Origin of the sequence: Enterobacter cloacae complex sp. IR5458 (assembly GCF_049238025.1) — a bacterium.
In the GTDB taxonomy this organism is placed as follows: domain Bacteria; phylum Pseudomonadota; class Gammaproteobacteria; order Enterobacterales; family Enterobacteriaceae; genus Enterobacter; species Enterobacter kobei.
Genome location: NZ_JBMKIF010000008.1, coordinates 34,417 through 58,137, shown reverse-complemented (window position 1 = coordinate 58,137; position 23,721 = coordinate 34,417). Strand labels below are relative to the sequence as shown.

18 protein-coding genes are annotated in these 23,721 nt (G+C 54.8%); 9 read left to right on the top strand and 9 right to left on the bottom strand.

Annotation, left to right across the window (positions count from 1 at the left end; translation table 11 throughout):
• Positions 1 to 339 precede the first annotated feature (339 nt).
• The 6 genes from ACOTYN_RS08835 to aldB all read left to right on the top strand — a co-directional run bounded on the left by ACOTYN_RS08835 (position 340) and on the right by aldB (position 7,492).
• Complete coding sequence (locus ACOTYN_RS08835) at positions 340 to 696, top strand: DUF3302 domain-containing protein (RefSeq protein ID WP_014882019.1); 357 nt, start codon at positions 340 to 342, stop codon at positions 694 to 696.
• Between the two features lie 2 nt (positions 697 to 698).
• Positions 699 to 1,835 (top strand): HlyD family secretion protein, encoded by a 1,137-nt coding sequence (locus ACOTYN_RS08830; RefSeq protein WP_014882020.1) that lies wholly within the window; start codon positions 699 to 701, stop codon positions 1,833 to 1,835.
• 90 nt (positions 1,836 to 1,925) lie between these two features.
• Complete coding sequence (locus ACOTYN_RS08825) at positions 1,926 to 2,534, top strand: glutathione S-transferase (RefSeq protein WP_071922721.1); 609 nt, start codon at positions 1,926 to 1,928, stop codon at positions 2,532 to 2,534.
• A gap of 103 nt (positions 2,535 to 2,637) precedes the next feature.
• Complete coding sequence (gene selA, locus ACOTYN_RS08820; RefSeq protein WP_318594663.1) at positions 2,638 to 4,023, top strand: L-seryl-tRNA(Sec) selenium transferase; 1,386 nt, start codon at positions 2,638 to 2,640, stop codon at positions 4,021 to 4,023.
• Entirely contained in the window at positions 4,020 to 5,867 is a 1,848-nt protein-coding gene (gene selB, locus ACOTYN_RS08815; protein ID WP_023336559.1) for a selenocysteine-specific translation elongation factor, read from the top strand. Before selA ends, selB begins: the two co-directional genes overlap by 4 nt.
• 86 nt (positions 5,868 to 5,953) lie before the next feature.
• Positions 5,954 to 7,492 (top strand): aldehyde dehydrogenase AldB, encoded by a 1,539-nt coding sequence (aldB, locus tag ACOTYN_RS08810; RefSeq protein ID WP_014882024.1) that lies wholly within the window; start codon positions 5,954 to 5,956, stop codon positions 7,490 to 7,492.
• Here the strand turns inward: aldB and ACOTYN_RS08805 are convergent.
• On the bottom strand, positions 7,489 to 8,454 hold the full coding sequence (locus ACOTYN_RS08805) for a LysR family transcriptional regulator (RefSeq protein ID WP_059361794.1): 966 nt from the start codon (positions 8,452 to 8,454) through the stop codon (positions 7,489 to 7,491). The two genes, aldB and ACOTYN_RS08805, sit on opposite strands and share 4 nt — an antisense overlap.
• 116 nt (positions 8,455 to 8,570) lie before the next feature.
• Here ACOTYN_RS08805 and ACOTYN_RS08800 point away from each other — a divergent pair, with 116 nt between their 5' ends.
• Positions 8,571 to 9,311 (top strand): MipA/OmpV family protein, encoded by a 741-nt coding sequence (locus ACOTYN_RS08800; RefSeq protein ID WP_071922719.1) that lies wholly within the window; start codon positions 8,571 to 8,573, stop codon positions 9,309 to 9,311.
• A gap of 74 nt (positions 9,312 to 9,385) precedes the next feature.
• Here the strand turns inward: ACOTYN_RS08800 and ACOTYN_RS08795 are convergent, their stop codons facing one another.
• Positions 9,386 to 11,266 carry a glycoside hydrolase family 127 protein gene (locus ACOTYN_RS08795; RefSeq protein ID WP_332957294.1) on the bottom strand — a complete coding sequence of 627 codons (1,881 nt, stop codon included), beginning with the start codon at positions 11,264 to 11,266 and terminating at the stop codon, positions 9,386 to 9,388.
• A gap of 10 nt (positions 11,267 to 11,276) precedes the next feature.
• On the bottom strand, positions 11,277 to 12,677 hold the full coding sequence (locus tag ACOTYN_RS08790; protein ID WP_023336562.1) for an MFS transporter: 1,401 nt from the start codon (positions 12,675 to 12,677) through the stop codon (positions 11,277 to 11,279).
• A gap of 225 nt (positions 12,678 to 12,902) precedes the next feature.
• Here ACOTYN_RS08790 and ACOTYN_RS08785 point away from each other — a divergent pair, with 225 nt between their 5' ends.
• Positions 12,903 to 13,712 (top strand): AraC family transcriptional regulator, encoded by an 810-nt coding sequence (locus ACOTYN_RS08785; RefSeq protein ID WP_014882029.1) that lies wholly within the window; start codon positions 12,903 to 12,905, stop codon positions 13,710 to 13,712.
• 56 nt (positions 13,713 to 13,768) lie between these two features.
• On the opposite strand, the gene avtA is transcribed toward ACOTYN_RS08785, so the two are convergent.
• Entirely contained in the window at positions 13,769 to 15,025 is a 1,257-nt protein-coding gene (gene avtA, locus ACOTYN_RS08780) for a valine--pyruvate transaminase (protein ID WP_332957292.1), read from the bottom strand.
• Positions 15,026 to 15,223: 198 nt separating this feature from the next.
• Positions 15,224 to 17,254 (bottom strand): alpha-amylase, encoded by a 2,031-nt coding sequence (locus ACOTYN_RS08775; RefSeq protein ID WP_196361595.1) that lies wholly within the window; start codon positions 17,252 to 17,254, stop codon positions 15,224 to 15,226.
• Between the two features lie 314 nt (positions 17,255 to 17,568).
• Here ACOTYN_RS08775 and ACOTYN_RS08770 point away from each other — a divergent pair, with 314 nt between their 5' ends.
• A complete protein-coding gene (locus ACOTYN_RS08770) occupies positions 17,569 to 18,393 on the top strand; it encodes a protein bax (protein ID WP_014882032.1) in 825 nt (274 codons plus the stop codon).
• A gap of 38 nt (positions 18,394 to 18,431) precedes the next feature.
• Here ACOTYN_RS08770 and xylR read toward each other — a convergent pair whose 3' ends face one another.
• The 4 genes from xylR to xylF form a co-directional block, all read right to left on the bottom strand.
• Positions 18,432 to 19,610, bottom strand: a complete 1,179-nt coding sequence (gene xylR / locus ACOTYN_RS08765) for a D-xylose utilization transcriptional activator XylR (protein ID WP_014882033.1) — start codon at positions 19,608 to 19,610, stop codon at positions 18,432 to 18,434.
• Positions 19,611 to 19,643: 33 nt separating this feature from the next.
• Entirely contained in the window at positions 19,644 to 20,825 is a 1,182-nt protein-coding gene (xylH, locus tag ACOTYN_RS08760) for a xylose ABC transporter permease XylH (protein WP_014882034.1), read from the bottom strand.
• Positions 20,803 to 22,344 carry a xylose ABC transporter ATP-binding protein gene (locus tag ACOTYN_RS08755; RefSeq protein WP_332957287.1) on the bottom strand — a complete coding sequence of 514 codons (1,542 nt, stop codon included), beginning with the start codon at positions 22,342 to 22,344 and terminating at the stop codon, positions 20,803 to 20,805. Before ACOTYN_RS08755 ends, xylH begins: the two co-directional genes overlap by 23 nt.
• Positions 22,345 to 22,416: 72 nt before the next feature.
• Positions 22,417 to 23,409 carry a D-xylose ABC transporter substrate-binding protein gene (gene xylF / locus ACOTYN_RS08750; RefSeq protein WP_014882036.1) on the bottom strand — a complete coding sequence of 331 codons (993 nt, stop codon included), beginning with the start codon at positions 23,407 to 23,409 and terminating at the stop codon, positions 22,417 to 22,419.
• Between the last annotated feature and the right edge of the window lie 312 nt (positions 23,410 to 23,721).

The window sequence follows — 23,721 nt, the reverse complement described above, 5'->3', positions numbered from 1 at the left end:
TATTTTTATGCAGATTTCTCTGGCTGTGATCGGCGGCAAACTCTGCTTTGCGAATTGGCGTCAGGATAGTCTTGAGTGACACGTAAAGCTAAAAAACCACTTTTCATGTGTGGTATGGCGAAAAGTTAAAAGGTGGATTACGCTCATAATGTAAGGTTAAGTATATTATTATTCAGGTTATATTTTGACACGTTTATAAACTTGCATGGAGATATTATAAAAACCGATACTCCCCGGCTCTGAAATAACCAGTGTGCCTTTTAAATTTAAAAATAAATTAATTAGGCTGCGTGCTGTTTTATTCGTTTAATGAGTTGACGTTGTTTAAGTGAGGAAAATATGTTTCTCAACTATTTTGCGTTGGGCGTATTGATTTTTGTATTTCTGGTGCTTTTTTACGGGATTATCGCTATTCATGATATCCCTTATAATATGGCTAAAAAACGTAATCATCCCCATGCCGATGCGATTCATACGGCAGGCTGGATTAGCCTGTTCACCCTCCATGCCATCTGGCCGTTTCTGTGGATTTGGGCCACGCTCTACCGTGAAGATCGCGGTTGGGGCATGCAGAACCACATTACAAAGCCAGATGAGGTCCCGGGCATGGATGCGCTGTCCAAACGCGTGGCCGAATTAGAACAAAAGCTGGCGGCGGTACAGCCCACTGCTGATCAGAACACGCTGGAGCGCTAATCATGGATCTGTTGATTATTTTGACCTATGTGGCATTTGCCTGGGCGATCTTTAAAATATTCCGCATTCCGGTAAATCAGTGGACGCTCGCCACCGCAACATTGGGCGGGGTATTTATTGTTGCCGGACTGATTCTGTTAATGAACTATAACCATCCGTATACCTTTACGGCGCAAAAAGCGGTTATTTCCATTCCGATTACACCGCAGGTGACGGGCGTGGTCACCGAAGTGACTGATAAAAACAACCAGCTCATTAAAAAAGGCGAAGTATTATTTAAACTTGATCCGGGCCGCTACCAGGCGCGGGTCGACAGACTCAAGGCCGATCTGGTCACCGCAACCCATAATATCGATAGCCTGAAAGCGCAGCTTGCAGAAGCCGTCGCTAATACCACGCGCGTCTCGGCAGAGCGTGACCGCCTGTATAAAGATTATCAGCGTTACCTGAAAGGCAGCCGGGCGAAGGTGAACCCGTTTTCTGAAAGCGATATCGACAACGCGCGGCAGAACTATCTGGCGCAGGATGCACTGGTGAAAGGTTCTGTGGCTGAACAGACGCAGATTCAAAGTCAGTTAGACAGCATGGTGAACGGTGAACAGTCGCAGATTGCCTCATTACGCGCCCAGCTTGCCGAAGCGAAATACAATCTCGATCAGACCGTGGTGCGCGCGCCGAGCAACGGCTATATCACCCAGGTGCTGATCCGTCCGGGGACCTATGCCGCCGCGTTACCTCTGCGTCCGGTCATGGTCTTTATTCCGGAACAGAAACGTCAGATTGTGGCGCAGTTCCGCCAGAACTCGCTGCTGCGTCTTAAGCCGGGTGATGAAGCAGAAGTGGTGTTTAATGCGCTGCCGGGCCAGGTATTTACCGGGAAACTCACCAGCGTCCTGCCGGTGGTGCCGGGAGGGTCGTACCAGGCGCAGGGGGCGTTGCAGGCATTGACCGTCACACCGGGCACGGATGGCGTACAGGCGCTGATTGAACTGGAGCCTAACGCCGACGTCGATGCGCTACCAGACGGTATCTATGCCCAGGTGGCGGTCTATTCAGACCATTTCGCCCACGTCTCGGTGATGCGTAAAGTGTTGCTGCGCATGACCAGCTGGATGCACTACCTCTACCTCGATCATTAATCCCGCCAGGGCAGGAATGCGACATCCATACCTGCCCTTTTTTCATCCCGTGATCCATACTGACCTTTTTCCGGCATCAAGGATCAGGCAATGAAACTCATCGGTAGCTACACCAGTCCCTTCGTGCGAAAAATCTCGATTCTCCTGCTGGAGAAAGGGATGACATTCGAATTCGTCAATGAACAGCCCTACAACGCTGAAAACGGCGTCGCGCAGTACAACCCGCTGGGAAAAGTTCCGGCGCTGGTGACGGACGAGGGTGAATACTGGTTCGACTCCCCGATTATTGCGGAGTATATCGAGCTGTTGGGCGTGGCCCCGGCCATGCTGCCGGCTGCCCCAAAAGCGGCGCTGGCGGTGAAGCAGATTGAAGCCCTGGCCGACGGCATTATGGATGCGGCGCTGACTTCCGTGCGTGAGCAGGCAAGGCCCGCCGCACAGCAGTCAGAAAACGAACTGCTGCGCCAGCGGGAAAAAATCAACCGCAGTCTGGATATGTGCGAACAGCTCATCCGGGAGGGAAAAATTCACACCGATAGCCTGAACCTGGCCACCATCGCCATTGCCTGCGCCATCGGGTATCTCAATTTCCGCCGCGTGTCCCCCGGCTGGTGCGTTGACCGACCGTTGCTGGTGAAGCTGGCTGAAACGCTCTTTAGCCGCGAGAGCTTTGCCCGTACCGAACCGCCAAAGGCTTGACGCGGGTTATAACACTTCGCTGCAGGAGGCGGTACAATCTCTCCACATGTTAACTCCCTCTCCCGTCGGGAGGGGGGAAGATATTTACTCGCCAGGCGCTTTCATGACTACTCATCATTCGCTCTACAGCCAGATCCCCGCTACCGATCGTCTTCTTCGCGAACCTCGCATTCATGCTGTTGTGGAGCGTTTCGGCCATACCGCGACGGTTGAGATGTTACGCCTGCTTCAGGACGAAGCCCGATGCGCCATTCAGGCAGAAAATAGCTTGCCCGGCTGGTGTAGCGCGTGGGAGCTGGAAGTGGAACATCGGCTGGACAAGAACGCGCAAAGCGCATTACGCCCGGTGATCAACCTTACCGGTACCGTGCTGCACACCAACCTGGGCCGCGCGCAGCAGGCGGAAGAGGCCGTGGCTGCGGTCGGGCAGGCCATGCGAACGCCGGTGACGCTGGAGTACGATCTGGACGGCGCAGGACGCGGGCATCGCGATCGTGCCCTGGCGGATCTGCTGTGCCAGCTGACTGGTGCGGAAGATGCCTGCATTGTGAATAACAACGCCGCAGCGGTGCTGCTAATGCTGGCGGCCACCGCCAGTGGCAAAGAGGTGGTGGTATCCCGCGGCGAGCTGGTGGAAATTGGCGGGGCGTTTCGCATCCCGGACGTGATGCGCCAGGCGGGCTGCACGCTGCATGAGGTCGGTACCACCAACCGTACCCATGCGAAAGATTATCGCGCAGCGGTGAATGAAAACACCGCCCTGCTGATGAAGGTTCACACCAGCAATTATCAGATTGAAGGCTTCACCAAAACGGTTGATGAGGCCGAGCTGGCGGAGATTGGGCGCGAACTGAATCTCCCGGTGATTGCCGATCTCGGCAGCGGTTCGCTGGTGGACCTGAGCCAGTACGGCTTGCCAAAAGAACCGATGCCGCAAGAGATGATTGCGGCGGGCGTCAGCCTGGTGAGTTTTTCCGGCGACAAACTGCTGGGCGGGCCGCAGGCCGGGATTATCGTCGGCAAACGCGAGCTGATTGCCCGGCTGCAGCAGCATCCGCTCAAGCGCGCCCTGCGAGCCGATAAAATGACCCTTGCCGCGCTGGATGCGACGCTGCGGCTCTATCTCCATCCGGAGAAGCTGGCCGACCGCCTGCCTGTGCTGCGTCTCTTAACCCGTGATGCCGCCTCGATTCGTGCGCAGGCCGAGTTATTGCTGCCGCGCATCGCCCCGCACTACCCTGATTTTGACGTTCGGATTGAGCCCTGCCAGTCGCAGATTGGCAGCGGTTCGCTGCCGGTGGACAGGCTGCCGAGCGAAGCGCTCACGTTTACCCCGCGTGACGGGCGCGGCAGCCACCTGGAGGCCCTGTCGTTACGCTGGCGCGCCATGCCTGTGCCGGTTATCGGGCGGATTTACGATGGACGAATGTGGCTGGATCTGCGCTGCCTTGATGATGAAGAGCGATTTCTGGAGATGTTGATGAAATGATTATTGCCACCGCCGGTCATGTCGACCACGGAAAAACTACGTTGCTGCAGGCGATTACTGGCATAAACGCCGATCGTCTGCCGGAAGAGAAAAAGCGCGGCATGACTATCGACCTGGGCTATGCCTACTGGCCCCAGCCAGACGGCCGCGTGCTGGGTTTTATTGATGTACCAGGGCACGAGAAGTTTCTGTCTAACATGCTGGCGGGGGTGGGGGGTATCGATCATGCCCTGCTGGTCGTGGCCTGCGATGACGGCGTGATGGCGCAAACCCGCGAGCATCTGGCAATCCTCCAGCTGACCGGCAACCCGCAGCTGACCGTAGCGCTGACGAAAGCTGACCGCGTGGATGACGCGCGCGTCGGCGAGGTGCGCGAAGGGGTGCAGGCCACCTTACGGGAGTATGGTTTTGCCGATGCGCCGATTTTTGTCACCGTGGCCACCGAAGGCCGCGGCATCGACGAACTTCGTCACCATTTGCAGCAACTGACGTCACGTGACCACGCAAATCATCATCGCTTCCGTCTGGCGATTGATCGGGCATTTACCGTAAAAGGGGCGGGCCTGGTGGTCACCGGTACCGCGTTGAGCGGTGAAGTGAAGGTGGGCGATAGCCTGTGGCTGACGGGCGTTAACAAACCGATGCGCGTGCGCGGCTTACATGCACAGAACCAGCCCGCAGAGCAGGCGCATGCCGGGCAGCGGATCGCGCTGAATATTGCCGGAGATGCGGAAAAAGAGCAGCTTAACCGCGGCGACTGGCTGCTGGCCGATGCTCCGCCAGAGCCGTCTGAACGCGTGATTGTCTCTCTGCAGACGAATGTGCCGCTGACTCAGTGGCAGCCGCTGCATATTCACCACGCGGCCAGCCATATCACCGGACGCGTGTCGCTGCTGGAAAACGATCTTGCTGAACTGGTTTTCGATTCACCGCTCTGGCTTGCAGACAACGACCGTCTGGTTCTGCGGGATATCTCCGCGCGGGAAACGCTGGCCGGGGCACGGGTGGTGGCGCTTAACTCGCCGCGACGCGGCAAGCGTAAACCGGAATATCTGCAATGGCTGGCCGCGCTGGCACAGGCCCCTGATGATAACGCCGCGCTGCGGGTGCATCTCGATCGCGGTGCAGTGAACCTGGGTGATTTTGCCTGGGCACGCCAGCTGAGCAGGGAAGGATTAGACCCGCTGACCCGGCAGCCGGGCTTTATTCAGGCCGGTAATAGCCTGTTGAATGCCCCGGTTGCCGCACGCTGGCAGCGCAAAATACTCACCACTCTCGCGACGTATCATGAACAGCATCAGGATGAGCCTGGTCCGGGGCGTGAGCGTCTGCGCCGCATGGCGCTGCCGATGGAAGACGATGCGCTGGTGCTGCTGCTGATTGAAAACATGCGCGAAAGCGGGGTGATTAAAAGCCACCACGGCTGGCTGCACCTGCCGGATCACAAAGCCGGATTCACCGCAGAGCAGGAGGTTATCTGGCAGAAAGTGGCTTCGCTGTTTGGTGATGAGCCGTGGTGGGTTCGCGATCTGGCGCGCGAAACGAACACCGACGAGCAGGCGATGCGTCAGGTATTACGCCACGCGGCGCAGCAGGGGCTGATAGTTGCGATCGTGAAAGATCGTTATTACCGTAACGATCGCATTGTGGCGTTTGCTAACCTGATCCGCGAGCTGGATCAGGCGCGCGGCTCTACCTGTGCAGCCGATTTTCGCGATCGGCTGAACGTAGGGCGCAAGCTGGCGATTCAGATCCTGGAATATTTCAATCGTATTGGGTTTACGCGTCGCCGCGGTAACGACCATGTTCTGCGAGATTCGTTATTATTTCCTGAAACTCCGTGACCCCCGTCGTAAACACCGTTACCGGTTGGCGAGAAAATCGCCAGCCGGGACTACCCTTGTTGTACACCAACAGCAAGGAGACGGTCATGACAAACAATCCTCCCTCTTCGCGTATCCAGCCTGGCGAGTATGGTTTTCCCCTCAAGCTAAAGCCTCGTTATGACAACTTTATTGGCGGCGACTGGGTGGCCCCCGTCGACGGCGAATACTATTCCAACCTGACCCCCGTTACCGGCCAGCCGCTGTGTGAAATAGCCAGCTCCGGCAAGCGCGATATCGATCTGGCGCTGGATGCGGCGCACAACGCGAAAGACAAATGGGGGCATACCTCCGTTCAGGATCGGGCGGCCATTCTGTTCAAAATCGCTGACCGGATGGAGCAGAATCTGGAACTGCTGGCGACGGCAGAAACCTGGGATAACGGCAAGCCGATCCGGGAAACGATGGCGGCAGACGTGCCGCTGGCCATTGACCACTTCCGCTATTTTGCCTCCTGTATTCGCGCTCAGGAGGGCGGAATCAGCGAGGTCGACAGCGACACCGTGGCGTATCACTTCCACGAACCGCTGGGCGTGGTAGGGCAAATTATTCCGTGGAACTTCCCGCTGCTGATGGCGAGCTGGAAAATGGCGCCCGCGCTGGCAGCAGGCAACTGCATTGTGCTCAAACCGGCGCGTCTGACCCCGCTTTCGGTTCTGCTGCTGATGGAAATCGTTGGCGATCTCCTGCCGCCGGGCGTGATTAACGTGGTGAACGGTGCGGGTGGCGAGATAGGGGAGTATCTGGCTACGTCTAAACGTATCGCCAAAGTGGCATTTACCGGGTCGACGGAAGTGGGCCAGCAGATCATGCAGTACGCCACGCAGAACATCATTCCGGTGACGCTTGAGCTCGGGGGAAAATCCCCGAACATCTTCTTTGCAGACGTGATGGAAGAAGAGGATGCCTTCTTCGATAAAGCCCTGGAAGGGTTTGCGCTGTTTGCGTTTAACCAGGGTGAAGTCTGTACCTGCCCGAGTCGCGCGCTGGTGCAGGAGTCTATCTATGAACGCTTCATGGAGCGCGCCATTCGCCGCGTCGAATCTATCCGCAGCGGGAACCCGCTCGATAACGTTACGCAGATGGGGGCGCAGGTCTCACATGGACAGCTGGAGACCATCCTCAACTACATTGATATCGGCAAGAAAGAGGGCGCAGATATCCTGACCGGCGGCCGCCGTAAGGTACTTGGTGGCGATCTGCAGGACGGGTATTACCTTGAGCCGACGATCCTGTTTGGCAAGAACAACATGCGCGTCTTCCAGGAGGAGATTTTCGGACCGGTGCTGGCGGTGACCACCTTCAAAACGATGGAGGAGGCACTGGAGATTGCCAACGACACGCCGTATGGCCTGGGGGCAGGCGTCTGGAGCCGCAACGGTAATCTGGCCTATAAAATGGGCCGGGGCATTCAGGCCGGGCGCGTCTGGACCAACTGCTATCACGCCTATCCGGCACACGCCGCATTTGGGGGTTATAAGCAATCCGGCATCGGGCGTGAAACCCACAAGATGATGCTGGAGCATTACCAGCAGACGAAATGTTTGCTGGTCAGCTACTCCGATAAACCGCTGGGCCTGTTCTAGTCGCCCTGCTCAGGCCGTCCCTGGGCGGCCTGAGCAATTTGCTGGCGCAGGCAATTGAGGACGCCATCAAGGACGTACTGCACACGCCAGGGCTGGTATTCACGTTTTCGGAATATCGCGGTCAGATCGAGCCACCACTCTTCCTGATGCGGGAAGCAGGGAACCAGCATGCCTTGCGCTAATTCTTTTTTCAGGCTCTCTTTAGGTGCGAATACGATGCCAAGGTTATTTCTTGCCAGCTCCAGCGCCGTCTGCGTGTTGTCGCAAATATAATTTCCGGTCACCCTGTAATCTTGCACGTTATCACTACCATGGGTACGAAAACGCCAGATATTTGCATCGTCGACCAGCATGGAATCGATCAGAATACATGAGTGATTAATTAAATCGTCAGGTCCGGCTAACGGATGATTATTTAAATATTCCTGAGTGGCGAATGCCGTAACGGAATATTTCGTTAATACGCTGGCGACCAGACTTCCATCTTTTGGTTGTGCATAGGTAATTAAAATATCGCAGTCATCCGGGAAGGAAACGCCTTCTGAAAATTCATTGCGGTCCAGGTTGTACGTTTTCAGGGAGATACGAATGTCGCCGATGTCTTTTATCTGATGGATGACATGGCGCGCGAGGTAGGTGACAATTCCCGTGGGCGCGTAAAGGGTCACTTTGCCCCGCTTTTCATGCTTATAATCGGCAATGAAATTCACGAGCTGATCGTTTTTGTCCAGCGAAGCGTCAATATAGGGAAGTAACGCTTCACCAAACTGGGTAAGCGCAAGCTGACGGGTCGTGCGCTCAAAAACCTTTAGTCCAACCCGCGCTTCAAAATCAGAGAGATATTTACTGACGTTAGCCTGCGCCATACCCAACAGGGCAGCAGCATCACCAATGCTGTGAGTGGCGGCAATGACGGAGATTATTTTTAATTCGCGTGGCTTTAGTTGTAATTTACTCATCATGCGCACCCATCTATATCATTATATATATAATATTATATAAACCGCAGCGTTGCATTGGCAAATTTGTAACCATTATTATTCGCCCCGCTTGTTTGGCGTTTAAATGGATTACTTTGATGACTATTAAATACAATTTACTTATCGCTGCCACGTTATTTGCAGCCACGTCTGCAATGGCCGGTGACTTTTCAATAGGGGCGGGGGCTGTATTTAATGAGTCTCCTTATAAGGGGTATAACGAAAATACCACTGCGGTGCCGTTAATCAGCTACGAAAGCGATCGTTTTTACGTGCGCCAGACCACGGGCGGCTGGATCCTGTGGAAAGACGCAAAAAATGAACTCAGCCTGACCGCATCATGGATGCCGCTGCATTTTGATCCCGATGACAATGACGACCATCAGATGAAACAGCTTGATGAGCGTAAGGCGTCCGCTTTCCTCGGTGGCGCGTACTATCGTCATGAAAGCTGGGGTTCTCTGAAAGTGGCGGTCTCTGGCGATGCCACGGATGAAAGCGGCGGCATGATTGGGGAAGTCTCCTACTTTCGCCCCATCAGGATGGAGCGCCTGACCCTGACGCCATCTGTCGGTGTGTTCTACAGTGACGAAAGCTACAACGACTACTACTACGGCGTATCCGGCAACGAGTCTCGCCGCTCAGGTCTGAAGCAATACACCGCCGGTGACAGCTGGACGCCATACGTTGGCCTGGCGGCTAAATATCAGTTAACCCAGAAGCTGTACCTTAACGCCAGCGCGGTCTACACCGTGTTGCCTGACGACGTGAAGAACAGCCCGATGATCGACCGCGACGACAGCTTCGTGCTGATGACCGGGCTGACCTGGCGCTTCTGATACCTTAAAGCCGGTTTACTCCCTCTCCCCGTGGGTGTGTACAGTCCGGGGGGAGGGCAACGGACCGCAAATATTCAGCCTTCATCCACCCATATCCGCATCTCCCCTTCTCCCCGGTTTGCCCAACTGAACCAGGGAATAAAGGTCAGCGTCTGGGGCTGACGCTGTACCGGCGAGCGATCGTACTGCCACAGCGCATCCGTATCCTTCGCGTGATAACCGCGCCCCTCCGCCTGTATCAACATTTTGTGCGCGAAAATGCCTTTGCCTTCAAATACCCGGAACGCACTGTTTTCAGGCAAAGAGAGGTTATGCAGATTTGCGCCGTTATCAGCTTCTTCCAGACAGTAAACCAGGGGCCCGCGCTGAAGCGCGACTTTACCTGCCTGCTGGCGCACCTGCGGGTTACCGTACACGCGGCGAACCGGCATAGGGAGTGTCAGAGTCAGCGTGTCGCCCTCATGCCAGCAACGGTTGAGGTAAAGATATCCACGAACGACCTCACCGGTGACGCGTTCACCATTCAGCGAAACAGCCGGTTCGGCGCACCAGTCCGGCAGCCGCAGGGCCAGCGTGTGAGTCACCGGAACAGGCGAGGTTATTTCGATGGTCACCTGATCCTGCCACGGATAGTTACCGCTAATACGTAGCCGGAGTGTGTTTTCATCAATCTGTATGGCGACATCGTTCCCCACATACAGGTTGATCAACAGGGCATCCGGGCGAACGGTATAAATGTAATGTCCCAGTGAGGTCAGCACGCGGGCGATATTAGGCGGACAGCAGGCGCAGCCGAACCATCGCTGGCGGACGGGCTTCACGTGATCGTAGATATGGTTGAACGCCAGCGTTTTCGGATGTACCTCCAGCGGGTTCACATAGAAGAAGTGTTTTCCGTCCAGCGCCATGCCGCCGAGTACCGTGTTGTATAACGCGCGCTCCATCACGTCGGCGTAGTGGCTGTCTGCCTCCATCTCGAGCATCCGGCGGGCAAACATCATCAGGCCAATGGAGGCGCAGCTTTCCGCGTACACCGTATCGTTGGGCAGATCGTAATCGCTGCTGAATGCCTCGCCGCTACTTTGCGAGCCAATCCCGCCGGTAATGTACAGCTGGCGCTGCGCCATGCCCGCCATCAGGTAGACAAAGCGTACCGCATGGCCGATGGCCGTTTGTTGTTCAGCAAGAGGTTGATGTGCCTGGCTGTAGGCTTTGTCCTTGACCATCCACGCAGGTCCATAGGTATTCCAGTATGACGTTTTGCCACGCTTCTCGTACTCGATATCGTAGAAGTGAGGCTGGGCGCCGCGTTCCTCAATAAAGTATTTCACCAGATTGAGGTAGCGTGGTTCCTCCGTGACGTCGTACAGCCGCATCAGCGCCAGCTCGATTTCCGGGTGGCCAGGATAACCGTGCAGCTGCGTTTCGCCAGGGCCAAACACGCTGTCGATATGGTCTGCCAGCCTGCACACCACATCCAGCAGGTTGCGTTTACCGGTTCCCTGAAACCAGGCCACGCCAGCCTCAATCATATGCCCGGCGCAGTACAGCTCGTGGCATTCGGCCAGATTGGTCCAGCGCGCCTCGGGGGCCTTAACCGTAAAGTACGTATTGAGATAGCCATCTTCACACTGTGCTGCGGCAATCAGTTCAATGACCTCGTCGGCGGTTTTTTCCAGTTCAGCATCCGGTTTCTGGCATAGCGACCACGCCACGGCCTCCAGCCATTTCGCCACGTCGCTGTCCTGAAACACCATCCCGTAGAATTCACCCTCTTCCAGACCCGCGGCAATGCGGAAGTTGGTAATGGCGTGGCTGGGTTCAGCCTCTGCCACGCGATCGTTCAGCGCATCCCACTGGTAGGGGATCACCACATCACGGACCAGTCGTTGATACTGCCCGAGAAACGGGTCATTGATTTTCAGTTGGTGCAGATCGGGTTCCATTACGGACATCGTATTCTCCTCAGGAAGGGACATGACGCTGGCGCAGATCGGTGGCAATGCGCGACATCAGTGGATTGTTAAGCCTGCACCAGCGGATAGTGACCGCCAGCAGCAGATGGAAAAGGGCAGGCAGCAGTGTCTCCATGGCGGTGATGCCCTGTAACGAGGCTGGCGTCTGGTTACCCATGCCCGGCTGATAGGCTACGGTGATAAACACCAGGCTGATGATCCCGGCGCTGGATGCCCATGCGAGCTTGATGAAAAACAGGTTGAAGGCGAAGTTCATGCCCGATGAGCGCACGCCGTTTTTCCATTCACCGTAGTCATCGGCAAAAGCCATCAGCGAGAAGTGCAGTGGCAGGGTAAAACCGAGGATCACGCCGTTGCTTAAAATAATCACTAGCCAGAGCGTCTGGTGCGCCGGGCCTCCCGGCAGAAACCACATGCCCACCGCAAGCGCAGCGAGCACCAGGTTGGTGTAGTAGTAGAGTTTGACGGTATCAATACGGCGCGACAGCGGATTGACGATCACCGCACCCAGAATGGCCGCAAAAGTCACCATCGTGAAAAACAGCGAGGTATAGGCCGTGCTGCCCTGCAGGACGTAGGTGATGAAGTACATGTATCCGCCGCCGCGAATGTTGAAAACGTTGATCAGCAGAAACGACATCACCAGCATCAGGAGCAGTTGATCGTTTTTACGCAGGCCCGCAAGGTGCTCGCGTAAGGTGAATTTACCCATCAGCGCCAGCGGAACGCGCTCGCGAACCCAGAAGAAGCAGCAGAGAAACATCACCACGGCGATAGCACACAGGACGCCGACGCCAAGCTGATAACCCTTTGCGGCATCGCCCTGACCGAGCTCCGCGACCAGCCATGGCAATCCCACAGAGACCAGAAATCCCGCCACGCCGCACAGCACAAAGCGCCATGACTGGCAGGCGATCACCTCGTTGTGTCGGGTAGTCATGGTGTTAATCAGCGCGCAGTAGGGCACGTTAATGGCGGTATAACCAACGGACAACAGCAAATAGGTACCAAACGCCCAGGCGATTTTCACCCCCATGCTGGCTTCCGGTACGGTGAACGTCAGCACGCCAATAACCCCGATGGGGAGCGCCACCCATAGCTGCCAGGGACGAAAACGTCCCCAGCGGCTCTGCGTGCGGTCAGCAATCACGCCCATCACCGGATCGGAGATGGCATCAAACACACGAAGAGCAATAAATAGCGTGCCCACGAGCGCGGGAGTGAGGCCAAAGACATCGGTATAGAAAAAGGTCAGGAAATTCATGATCAGGCAGGTAATTACCGTCCCGCCCGCATCACCCAGGCCGTAGCCAATTTTTTCGCGGACGGACAGCCGGTCATCTGCCGCCCCTTGTGTCACGTCTGATTCAGTAATCGGTGTGGAAGTCATGAAGTAACTCCTCGATGAACGAATTTATTATCGTATTTATGCAAGGTACCCATTTATTCTGCATTGAACGGCAAGGCCAACAAGGGAAGGGAAAAGTATAAAAAGGTGACGATTCCGACCTGATGAAGAAAATGTGATTTCGATCGGACAGTTATTCAGATATTAGTTAATAATCAATGCGTAAATTGAATATTGATGGCAATAAAAGCGGAATGGTGAATATCCATGCTCGAATTATCCATAGCGCTTCCGATTAAGGTCCAAAATGGCGGGCTATTTATTTCCAGGGGCGTGGGTCGCCATCCTGCGCGGAAATTAACATCGTGGGAGATTATTTTTGTCGAAAAAGGGACATTAACGATCCAGGAAGAAAATACGGTGTTTGAGGTGCGTGCAGGGGAGACGTTACTGCTTTGGCCTGACAGGCGACACGTGGGCGTAGGCGAATTCCCTGTCGATCTTAAATTTTACTGGCTGCATTTTGAGATTGAACATTACCCCTCTTCACAACCCAATCTGGCGATAGAACAGCATTGTCGCGTGAGGGACGCCCAGTCTGTCATTTCTCTTTTCCGCCAGTTCTTAAGCGAGCAGGAGAAATTACAGCGAACCATGGCGCTTGAAATCATTTTACTGCTGATCTTACAGCAAATTTCCCGTCCTTCCGGATATGAAGACAGCGCCAATGAAGCCGGCGCGGCCATGGCGTGGAAGGCGAAACAGCTTATTCGCACACAGTTTCATTTACCGCTTTCAACGTCGCTACTGGCAAAAGAGCTGCACTGCAATGCGGATTATCTTGGGCGAGTATTTCGCCGGACATTTCATTTAACCCTGACGGAGGCCATTCATCGCCAGCGTGTCCGGGCGGCAGAAAAATTACTGCTCAACGAGGCCGCATCATTAACCGAAGTAGCGACACGCTGCGGTTTTAATGATGTGGGCTATTTTCGACAGATTTTTTCTAAGCACACCGGTCTAACGCCCGCCGTCTGGAAACGGCGGTACTGTAAAGAGCATATTAATTCTGGTTGACCTGCCTCGGGGTCGCCAGATTATGCCCGCTGTGCAGCATCATCTGGCGTAACGCGTCACTGACCGTCTTCGAGCCAGGCTTTTTCGATTTCTTCGGCGAGAATTTTGACGCCCGCTTCAATTTTTTCCGGATCGGGCACGTAGTTCATACGCATGCACTGGTGCGTGTGCGGCCACGGCTTATCCAGACCCGGGAAGAAGTAATCACCCGGCACCATCAACACACCGCGTTTTTTCAGACGCTGGTAGAGCAGTTCGGTGGTGATCGGCAGGTCCTTAAACCACAGCCAGAGGAAAATCGCCCCTTCAGGTTTGTGGATCAGGCAGCGCTCTTCCGGCAGGTAGCGGCGAATCGTCGCGATGGTTTCCTGAACGCGCTGATAATAAAACGGCTTGATAACCTCGTTAGACAGACGCAGCAGGTCGTTGCGCTTAATCATTTCACACATCATTGCCGGACCGATGCCGCCCGGTGAAAGGCTGATAATGCCGTTCATATTGGTAATGGCGGTGATGATTTTCTCGTTGGCGATGATAATGCCGCAGCGGCTACCCGGCAGGCCCAGCTTAGAGAGGCTCATACACAGAACGATATTCGGGTTCCACAGCGGACGCGCTTCGCTGAAGATAATGCTCGGGAACGGCACGCCGTAGGCGTTATCGATCACCAGCGGAATGCCGTGCTGATTTGCCAGCGCATCCAGCTTCATCAGCTCGTCGTCGGTAATGACGTTGCCCGTCGGGTTAGTCGGACGGGAGACGCAGATCATGCCCGTCTCTTCACCGATATGCAGATGTTCAAAATCGACGTGATATTTGAACTGGCCTTCCGGCAGCAGCTCAATGTTAGGGCGTGCGGAGACGAACAGATCCTCTTCCAGACCGGAATCGGCATAGCCGATATATTCCGGGGCCAGCGGGAACAGCACTTTTTTGGTCGTGCCGTCGGCGCGACGTCCAGCGAACAGGTTAAACAAGTAGAAAAACGCGCTCTGGCTGCCGTTTGTTAGTGCAATATTCTGTGGTTCGATATCCCAACCCAGCTCGTCACGCAGCATTCCAGCGAGGAGCGCCAGCAGTTCAGTTTTACCCTGAGGACCGTCGTAATTGCAGAGCGCATCGGTCGCTTTGCCGTTTTCCAGCATCTGAGCGAGCAGCGTCTGGAAATAGGTATTCATCTCCGGAATTTGAGCCGGGTTTCCGCCGCCGAGCATGATTGCGCCCGGTGTGCGCAGCCCGTCGTTGAGGTCCTCCATCAGGCGAGTAATGCCTGAATGGCGGGTGAATTTGTCGCCGAAAAGTGAAAACGTCATAGCAGGTGATCTGTCGAGCTTATTTTGAAAGTGGGTAACCATAACGCTAGCACCGTGTTGGTGCAAATCGGGTGGTGTGGTCGGATTTGTTGTTTTATGTGGCGGGTAAGGATTTATTCAGTGAATTGTTCTGGCGATTTTTTCTCCCCTCACCCCGGCCCTCTCCCCTGTGGAGAGAGGGTTAGGGTGAGGGGGGGATTATTGATTACCAGCCCATACCACCATGACTTTATCGCCCTTGTGCTCGCGCACAAAGCCATACCCTTCTTTCAGCGACAGCGTGGTTTGCTTCCCTTCGCCGATCGCCGGGTGACGGGCGCGGAACTGACCCAGCATTTGCCAGTGGGCGACGGTTGACGCCTGCGTGCCCGTGACATCCTGCCAGTTCATATCCGAACGGGTGCCCTGAAGCGGGTCGGAGCCCGTCGGGCCGAACGGACGTTCGGATTCATCCCCGTAATAGATTTGTACGCTGCCCGGTGCCAGCAGGAGCAGCTCAGCCGCGCGCTGACCACCTTCGCGGAACAGGCGTGTGTCATGGGAGGAGAGGTAGCTCAGAACGTTGAAGCTTTGCAGCTTTTCTGCCATCTGCTGCCACGTCAGGTCGATATCGGCCAGGCAGTTCACCGCCTTTGCCGCCTGATCCTGATAATCAAAGTTGATCATCGCATCGAAACCGTGGCGGTAATAATCACTCTGCATCACCCCGTGCCCCCAGGATTCCCCGGTCATCCAGAACGGTGCGTTGTCGAGCTTTTTGTCCGGGTTCGCCCCTTTCCAGGCCGCCAGTGCCTGACTTGTCTGATCTTTTAGCTGCTGCCAGGCTGCAAGCTCGACGTGCTTCGCGGTATCGACCCGAAAACCGTCGATGCCGTAGTCTCGTACCCACTGGCTGAGCCAGTGAGTCAGATAGTCGCGCGGGGTATATCCCGGGATGGCCTTCGCGTGGGTATCGGGTTTGTGTTGATAGAAATTGGGTAACCCGGAAGGGACGGTGGATTCCGTTTTCAGGTCGGGCAGGAACGCCAGCGACATCGTCAAATCATCAAAGCCAGGGTTGTCGTAATCACCGATGTCGGTACGGATCCATTTCTTGCCCCACCATTTTTCCCATGCGGCTTTGTCGCTGAAGTTAATGTAGTCATTGAAGCTGTGCCAGGTTTGGCCTGCACCTGGCTTCCAGTCGGTCCAGTGTTCACCCAGCGTTTTTTTCAGCTCATCACCCTGTAAATACAGCGCGCCAAACTGATACGCCTGCATGTCTGCTAGCGTCGCGTAGCCCGTGTGGTTCATGACGATATCGAACAGGATGCGGATACCACGCTTGTGTGCTTCATCGACAAGATGGCGCAAATCTTCTTCGGTACCCATGTTGGCATCAAGCTTTGTCCAGTCCTGGGTGTAATAGCCATGATACGCATAGTGAGGGAAATCCCCTTTGGTCCCCCCGCCTACCCAACCATGGATCTGCTCAAGCGGAGAGCTTATCCAGAGCGCATTCACCCCCAGTTGCTGTAAATAATCGAGCTTGCTGGCAAGTCCCTTGAGGTCGCCACCATGGAAGGTGCCAATCTCCTGCATGCCGTCTTTATGGCGGCCATAGCTGTTGTCGTTGCTCGGGTCACCGTTCACATAGCGGTCGGTCAGGACAAAATAGACGGTGGCGTTCTGCCAGCTAAACGGTGCGGGTTTATCCGTTTCGGCGCGCTCAAGCAGCAGCAGGCCATTACTGCCAGCGGCGGGCTGCAGGGTAATGTTTCCGTTCTGTACCGTCGCGGTCTGTTTGCTGTAGAAATCACGCACTACTGTCCCTTCCGGGAAAGTATCGCTAACGTTCAGCGTCAGCGGTTTACCATCCCACTTCGGACACTGGCGGATAGCGGTTGCCACCGGTTGTTCTGCTGCACTCTGAATTGTCAGCAGCAGTGTGGGCGTGCCGGAGCGAGTATCAATCCGCATCTGATATTCACCGTCGCGGAAAAGGCGCCACTGCGGCGGCGTGCTATCGCAGGGTTTGAGCGACAGCATCTCATTGAGTTTTATCGCCTCTGATGGCTGCCAGCACGTCTTGTCAAAACTCAGCGTAAGAGGACGCGTACCCTTCGCAAGCTTTGCCTGGCTGGTGAAAATCCCGGTGCCTTCGGCGCTAAAACTATTAAACCCCGGTGATGACCAGTCAGCGTGTGCCAGTGCGGGTAGCATCAGAAAAGCCAGAGCGGTGCGTTTCATTCCATTTTCCTGTCGCGGCATTTTTAACCAGTTTGCCATCAGGCGGAGGGTAAAAACTCATCCTCCAGCGCTTTCTGCCAGGAGGACGTGTGAGGATGAGTGATCCCGCGCAAAATTAGGCAGTTATCTGCGATATCGCGCACAAATTTTCAGGAGTGCTGTTTTTATAAGCAAGTTTCAGGTGACATAGTTTCGGATTTGGACTATTTCTATACGTGCTCTTGAAGTCTATTTTTGATATGATTTGAGATTCCGCTCTCAAATTTGTGAAAAAAATAAGGTGTTAGGATGATGACATCCGACCAGGAGACCTAATGATATCGACTCCCATTCGACGATATGGGGCTGCGATACTCATGTTACTCACCATGGCATTTTCAGGTGAGGTGCTTGCGAAGACGCACACGGATACAACGAGTAAGAAAGCCCACGTAATAAAGACGACAAGTAGTAAGGTTAGCAGTAAACAAGAGTATTCTCGCAATAGTGCAAAGAGTAGTTCACTTCCTGATTTGCGAAAATACCCTTCCGGAACACCAAGGAAAAAAGCGTTTCTCCGGACGGTAATGCCTTACATCACGAGTCAAAATGCCGCGATTACTGCGGATCGTAACTGGCTGATTTCCAAACAGTACGATAGCCGCTGGTCGCCTTCAGAACGCGCGCGTCTGAAAGATATCACGAAGCGCTACAAGCTGAGCTGGAACGGTAACACCCGTCGTGTGCCGTGGAATGCTCTCCTTGAACGTGTCGATATCATCCCGAATAGCATGGTTGCGACTATGGCGGCAGCCGAAAGCGGCTGGGGAACGTCAAAGCTGGCGCGTAATAACAACAATCTTTTCGGTATGAAGTGTGTGAAAGGTCGTTGTAATAATGCGCCTGGCAAGGTGAAAGGCTATTCTCAGTTTGAATCAGTCAAAGATTCCGTGGGTGCCTATGTGGTCAATCTGAACACGCATCCGGCCTACTCATCCTTCCGTAAATCACGTGCTCAGTTGCGTAAAGCGGATCAGGAAGTGACGGCCAGTACGATGATCCACAAGCTGAAGGGTTATTCGACGAAGGGGCAGAGCTATAACAACTATCTGTTCGCGATGTACCAGGATAACCAGCGCTTAATCGCCGCCCATATGTAATCACTAAAAACGCCTTCTAAATGAAGGCGTTTTCTTTTCTATATCAGCACCTCGCTGTGGCGATCCCGATACTCTTTTGGCGTGGTGTCATACTCTTTGCGAAACACCGAATAGAAATATTGCAGCGACGGATAACCGCACATCTGTGAGATTTCGTTGATCGACAGTGATGTTGAGATGAGCAGGCTGCGGGCTTTCTCCAGTTTCTCCGCATGGATGACGGCATGAATGGTTTCGCCCACTTCTTCTTTGAAACGCTTCTCCAGATTCGAACGAGAAATGCCCACCGAATCCAGAACCTGATCGACCTTAATTCCTTTACAGGCGTGGTTGCGAATATAGTGCATCGCCTGAATGACGGCCGGGTCACTCAGGGAACGATAGTCGGTTGAGCGACGCTCCACGACGCGGACAGGGGGTACCAGCAAACGCTGAAGCGGCAGAGACTCTTTATCCAGCAGACGATGCAGCAGCTTCGCTGCCTGATAGCCCATCTGACGGGTGCCCTGTGCCACAGAGGAGAGCGCCACGCGGGAGAGATAGCGGGTGAGTTCTTCGTTATCAATGCCAATCACGCACAGCTTCTCGGGCACCGGGATATGTAAATGCTCGCAGACCTGCAGCACGTGGCGGGCGCGGGCGTCGGTGACGGCAATAATGCCGGTTTGCGGGGGCAGCGTTTGCAGCCAGTCCGCCAGCCGGTTTTGCGCGTGCTGCCAGTTTTCCGGAGCCGTCTCCAGCCCCTGATACACTACGCCGCGATACTTCTCCTGCGCGACCAGCTGGCAAAACGCATGCTCGCGCTCGACTGCCCAGCGCTTGCCGCTGGTGGCGGGTAAACCATAGAACGCGAAACGATGGACGCCTTTCTCTTTTAAATGAAGAAAAGCGGCTTCGACCAGGGCATGATTATCGGTGGCGATATAGTGAACCGGCGGGTAATTTTCGGGGGAATGGTAGGAGCCGCCGACGCCCACGATCGGGACGTCGACGTCGGTCAGCAGCTGTTCAATGACGGGATCGTCATAGTCAGCGATGACGCCATCCCCCAGCCAGTCTTTGATGTTCTCCAGACGGGTGCGGAAGTCTTCCTCAATGAAGATATCCCACTCGGATTGCGACGCCTGCAAATATTCACCCACGCCTTCAACGACCTGACGGTCGTAGGCTTTATTGGCATTGAATAACAACGTAATGCGGTGACGCTTTTCAAACATGGCTCACTTCCCAATTAAGTCACAATACGGTTATCAGGCTCGTCGCTTGGTGGCAGAGTCCATCCAGACTGCCAGTAAAAGAATGGCCCCCTTGACGATATACTGCCAAAACGTCGGGACGTCCATCATACTCATCCCGTTATCCAACGACGCCATGATAAATGCCCCCATGACCGCACCCGCCACGCTACCGATACCGCCGGCGAGGCTGGTGCCGCCAATGACGCAGGCGGCAATCGCATCCAGCTCGGCGATGTTACCTGCGGAGGGCGAACCGGCACCCAGACGCGAACTGAGGATCAACCCGGCGATGGCGACCATCAGGCCGTTAATGGCGAACACCGCGAGCTTAGTGCGCTCGACGTTGATCCCCGAGAGACGGGCAGCTTCAAGGTTGCCACCGATGGCATAAATGCGGCGGCCAAACGCGGTGCGCGTCGCCATAAACATCCCGCCCAGCAGTAACAGCGCCAGCAGCAGGACCGGTGTCGGAACACCGCGATAGTCGTTAAGAAGCCAGATGGCGCCCAGCACAATGACCGCAGTCAGCGCATGGCGTCCTACCACGGAGGTTGATGCCGGTGACGCCAGCCCCAGCGCCTGACGACGCATGCGCCCCCGCCACTGCCAGGCGACAAACGCCAGCAAACCTACCACGCCAATCGTAAAGCCCACGCTATCGGAGAGGTAGCTCTGACCAATTTGCGACATGGCGGCGCTGGTGGGGGAGACGGTAGTGCCGTTGGTAATCCCGATTAAGATCCCACGGAAGGCCAGCATCCCCGCCAGGGTAACAATAAACGACGGGACTTTGCGGTAGGCAACCCACCAGCCGTTCCAGGCCCCCAGGACCAGACCCAGTACCAGCGTCACCGCCACGGTCAGCGGCAGCGGCCAGCCAAGCCAGACGTCGAAAATAGCCGCCACGCCGCCGAGCAGGCCCATCATCGAGCCTACAGACAGGTCAATTTCTGCCGAGATAATGACGAACACCATGCCTACGGCCAGGATCCCGGTAATGGCGGTCTGGCGGAGCAGGTTAGAGACGTTACGCGCGCTTAAGTATGAGCCATCGGTCATCCAGGTAAAAAACAGCATGATGACGATAATTGCTGCGATCATCACGAAGACCTGCAGGTTCAGCGCTTTTAGCCCTGCGAACGCACCGGGCGTCGGAACGGCGACTTTGATATCAGACGGATTGCTTTTCGACATGACGTTCGCTCCTTAAAGCGGCTTCCATCACCTGCTCCTGCGTCAGGTTCTGGTTAATCAGGTTGGCTTTCAGTTTCCCCTCGTGCATCACCAGCACGCGGTCGCTCAGGCCGAGCACTTCGGGTAACTCAGACGAAATGACAATGACGGCAATCCCTTGCTGAACAAGCTGATTAATCAGTTTGTAGATTTCATATTTGGCACCGATATCAATCCCGCGCGTTGGCTCATCGAGGATTAATATGCGTGGGTTGAGAAGCAGGCAGCGCGCCAGAATCGCTTTCTGCTGGTTACCGCCACTCAGGCGGCCAATCGCCAGTTCCGGGGAGGACGTTTTGACCTTCAGCCTGGCAAGCGACTGAAGAATGCACTGCTGCTCTGCGGCATCGTCCAGGCTGGTCAGCGCGCCGGAGAACCGATCGAGTGCCGCAAGCGTAATGTTTTTCCCCACCGCCATGACCGGTACGATGCCGTCTTTTTTACGATCTTCCGGCACCATAGCAATACCGCGGGCAATCGCCTGCTGGCAGTTGTCGATTTTCACTGGCTGGCCGTCGATATAAATCGTCCCCTCCCAGCGCCCGGGCCACACGCCAAACAGACACTGTACGGCCTCCGTGCGTCCGGCGCCGACGAGGCCCGCAATCCCGAGAATTTCGCCGCTGTGAAGAGAAAACGAGACATTATTCACGCGTTTAATGTGGCGGTTAACGGGGTGCCACGCGGTCAGGTTTTCCACACGCAGCACTTCCTCGCCTCTGGCGTGTGGCTCATTCGGGTAGAGCGCCGTCAGCTCGCGGCCTACCATCATGGTGATGATGTCATCTTCACTCATGCCTGCCGCTTCGCGCGTGCCGATGTGTTGCCCGTCGCGAATGACACAGATGGTGTCCGAAATGGCTTTAACCTCGTTTAGCTTGTGCGAAATGTAGATACAGGCGATGCCGTGGTTTTGCAGATCGCGGATGATATTGAGCAGAACTGCGGTTTCCTGTTCGGTGAGCGAAGCCGTGGGCTCATCGAGGATCAGCAGCCGTACCTGTTTGTTCAGCGCCTTAGCAATTTCTACCAGCTGCTGTTGCCCCAGACCCAGATCGCCCACGCGGGTATCCGGTGAAATATTGAGGCTCACCTGCGCCAGCAGCTTTTCACAGCGGAGCGTCATGGTGTCGTAATCCAGTACGCCGTGGCGGGAAATCTCGGCTCCAAGGAAGATGTTTTCCAGCACGGTGAGATGCTTCACCAGCGCCAGCTCCTGGTGGATAATGGCGATCCCTTTACGTTCGGTATCGCGAATGTGTGTCGCCTGGATCACTTCATCGGCAAAGACAATTTCGCCTTCGTAACTGCCGTGTGGGTAGATCCCACACAGAACTTTCATCAACGTTGATTTGCCCGAACCGTTCTCGCCGCACAGCGAAACCACTTCGCCGGGGTTCAACCGGAGGCTGACGTTGTCGACGGCCTTCACTGCGCCGAAGCGCTTGGTGATGCTTTTCATTTCAAGTAAATAAGGCATACCTGCTCCACATAACCCGAGGGAAGAACAGTACAACGTGATGCGCCCCCGCAGAGCGGGGGCCGCGCTGGATTACAGTTCGCTCTTCTTGTGGAAACCGTCTTTAATCACGGTGGCGTCAATGTTCTCTTTATTGACTTCAATTGGCGTGAGCAGGCGAGCCGGAACATCTTTCAGCCCGTTATTCAGCGTCGCGTCTGCTTTAGGCTGCTTGCCATTGCCCAGCTCCACGGCGATTTCCGCCGCGGTATTGGCAAGCTCGGTAATCGGTTTGTAGACCGTCATGGTTTGTGTGCCAGCGATAATGCGTTTTACCCCTGCCAGGTCGGCATCCTGCCCGGAGATCGCGACTTTCCCGGCCAGCCCCTGGGCGCTCAGCGCCTGGATAGCACCGCCTGCGGTGGCATCGTTGGAGGCCACGACCGCATCAATTTTGTTGTTGTTGGCCGTCAGCGCGTTTTCCATAATTTTCAGCGCGTTTTCTGGCAGCCATCCGTCGGCCCACTGATCGCCAACCACCTTAATTTTCCCATTGTCGATGTAGGGTTTAAGGACTTTCATTTGTCCTTCACGGAACAGTTTGGCGTTGTTATCTACCGGAGAGCCACCCATCAGGAAATAATTGCCCTGAGGCACTTTGTCGATCAGGCTTTGCGCCTGTAATTCACCCACTTTTTCATTGTCGAACGAAATATAATAATCAATATCCGCATTATTAATCATGCGGTCATAAGCGAGAACTTTTATGCCCTCTTGCTTCGCTTCTTTCACTACGTTACTTAATACCTGGCCGTTATAAGGGATAATGACCAGGACATCGACACCACGGTTAATCATATTCTCGATCTGTGACATTTGCGTTTCTTCATTGCCATTCGCTGACTGAACAAAGACATTCGCACCGAGTGATTCCGCTTTTTTCACAAAGATATCGCGATCTTTTTGCCAGCGCTCCAGGCGCAGGTCGTCAATCGCCATGCCAATTTTGACCTCTTTGGCATGTCCTGCAAAGCTTACAAGGAGGAGAGTAGTGCAGATCGTTAGGGTCAGGTTCTTTATCTTCATAATTATTAGGCCTTTTGTAGGGGTATGTGTTGCTGAGATAAAAGAAACATTCACTGCTGGGACGCAGCAAATTTTTAACGCGGAAAGGCGGGCTGGCAATTACAGATTTTTATCTTCTCATTACGATATTTGGTTTATTTCTGAATTTATGACCGCGATCGGATTTTAAAATGCGTAACGTCTTAATTACATTTGATTCTGGAATTTACGCCGAAAAATAGTTTGCCTGCGCATTATTTTGCGAGCCAGCGCACAGTTGTGCATTCTCTCAATAGCAGTGTGAAATAACGTAATTGAGCAACCCAAAATGTC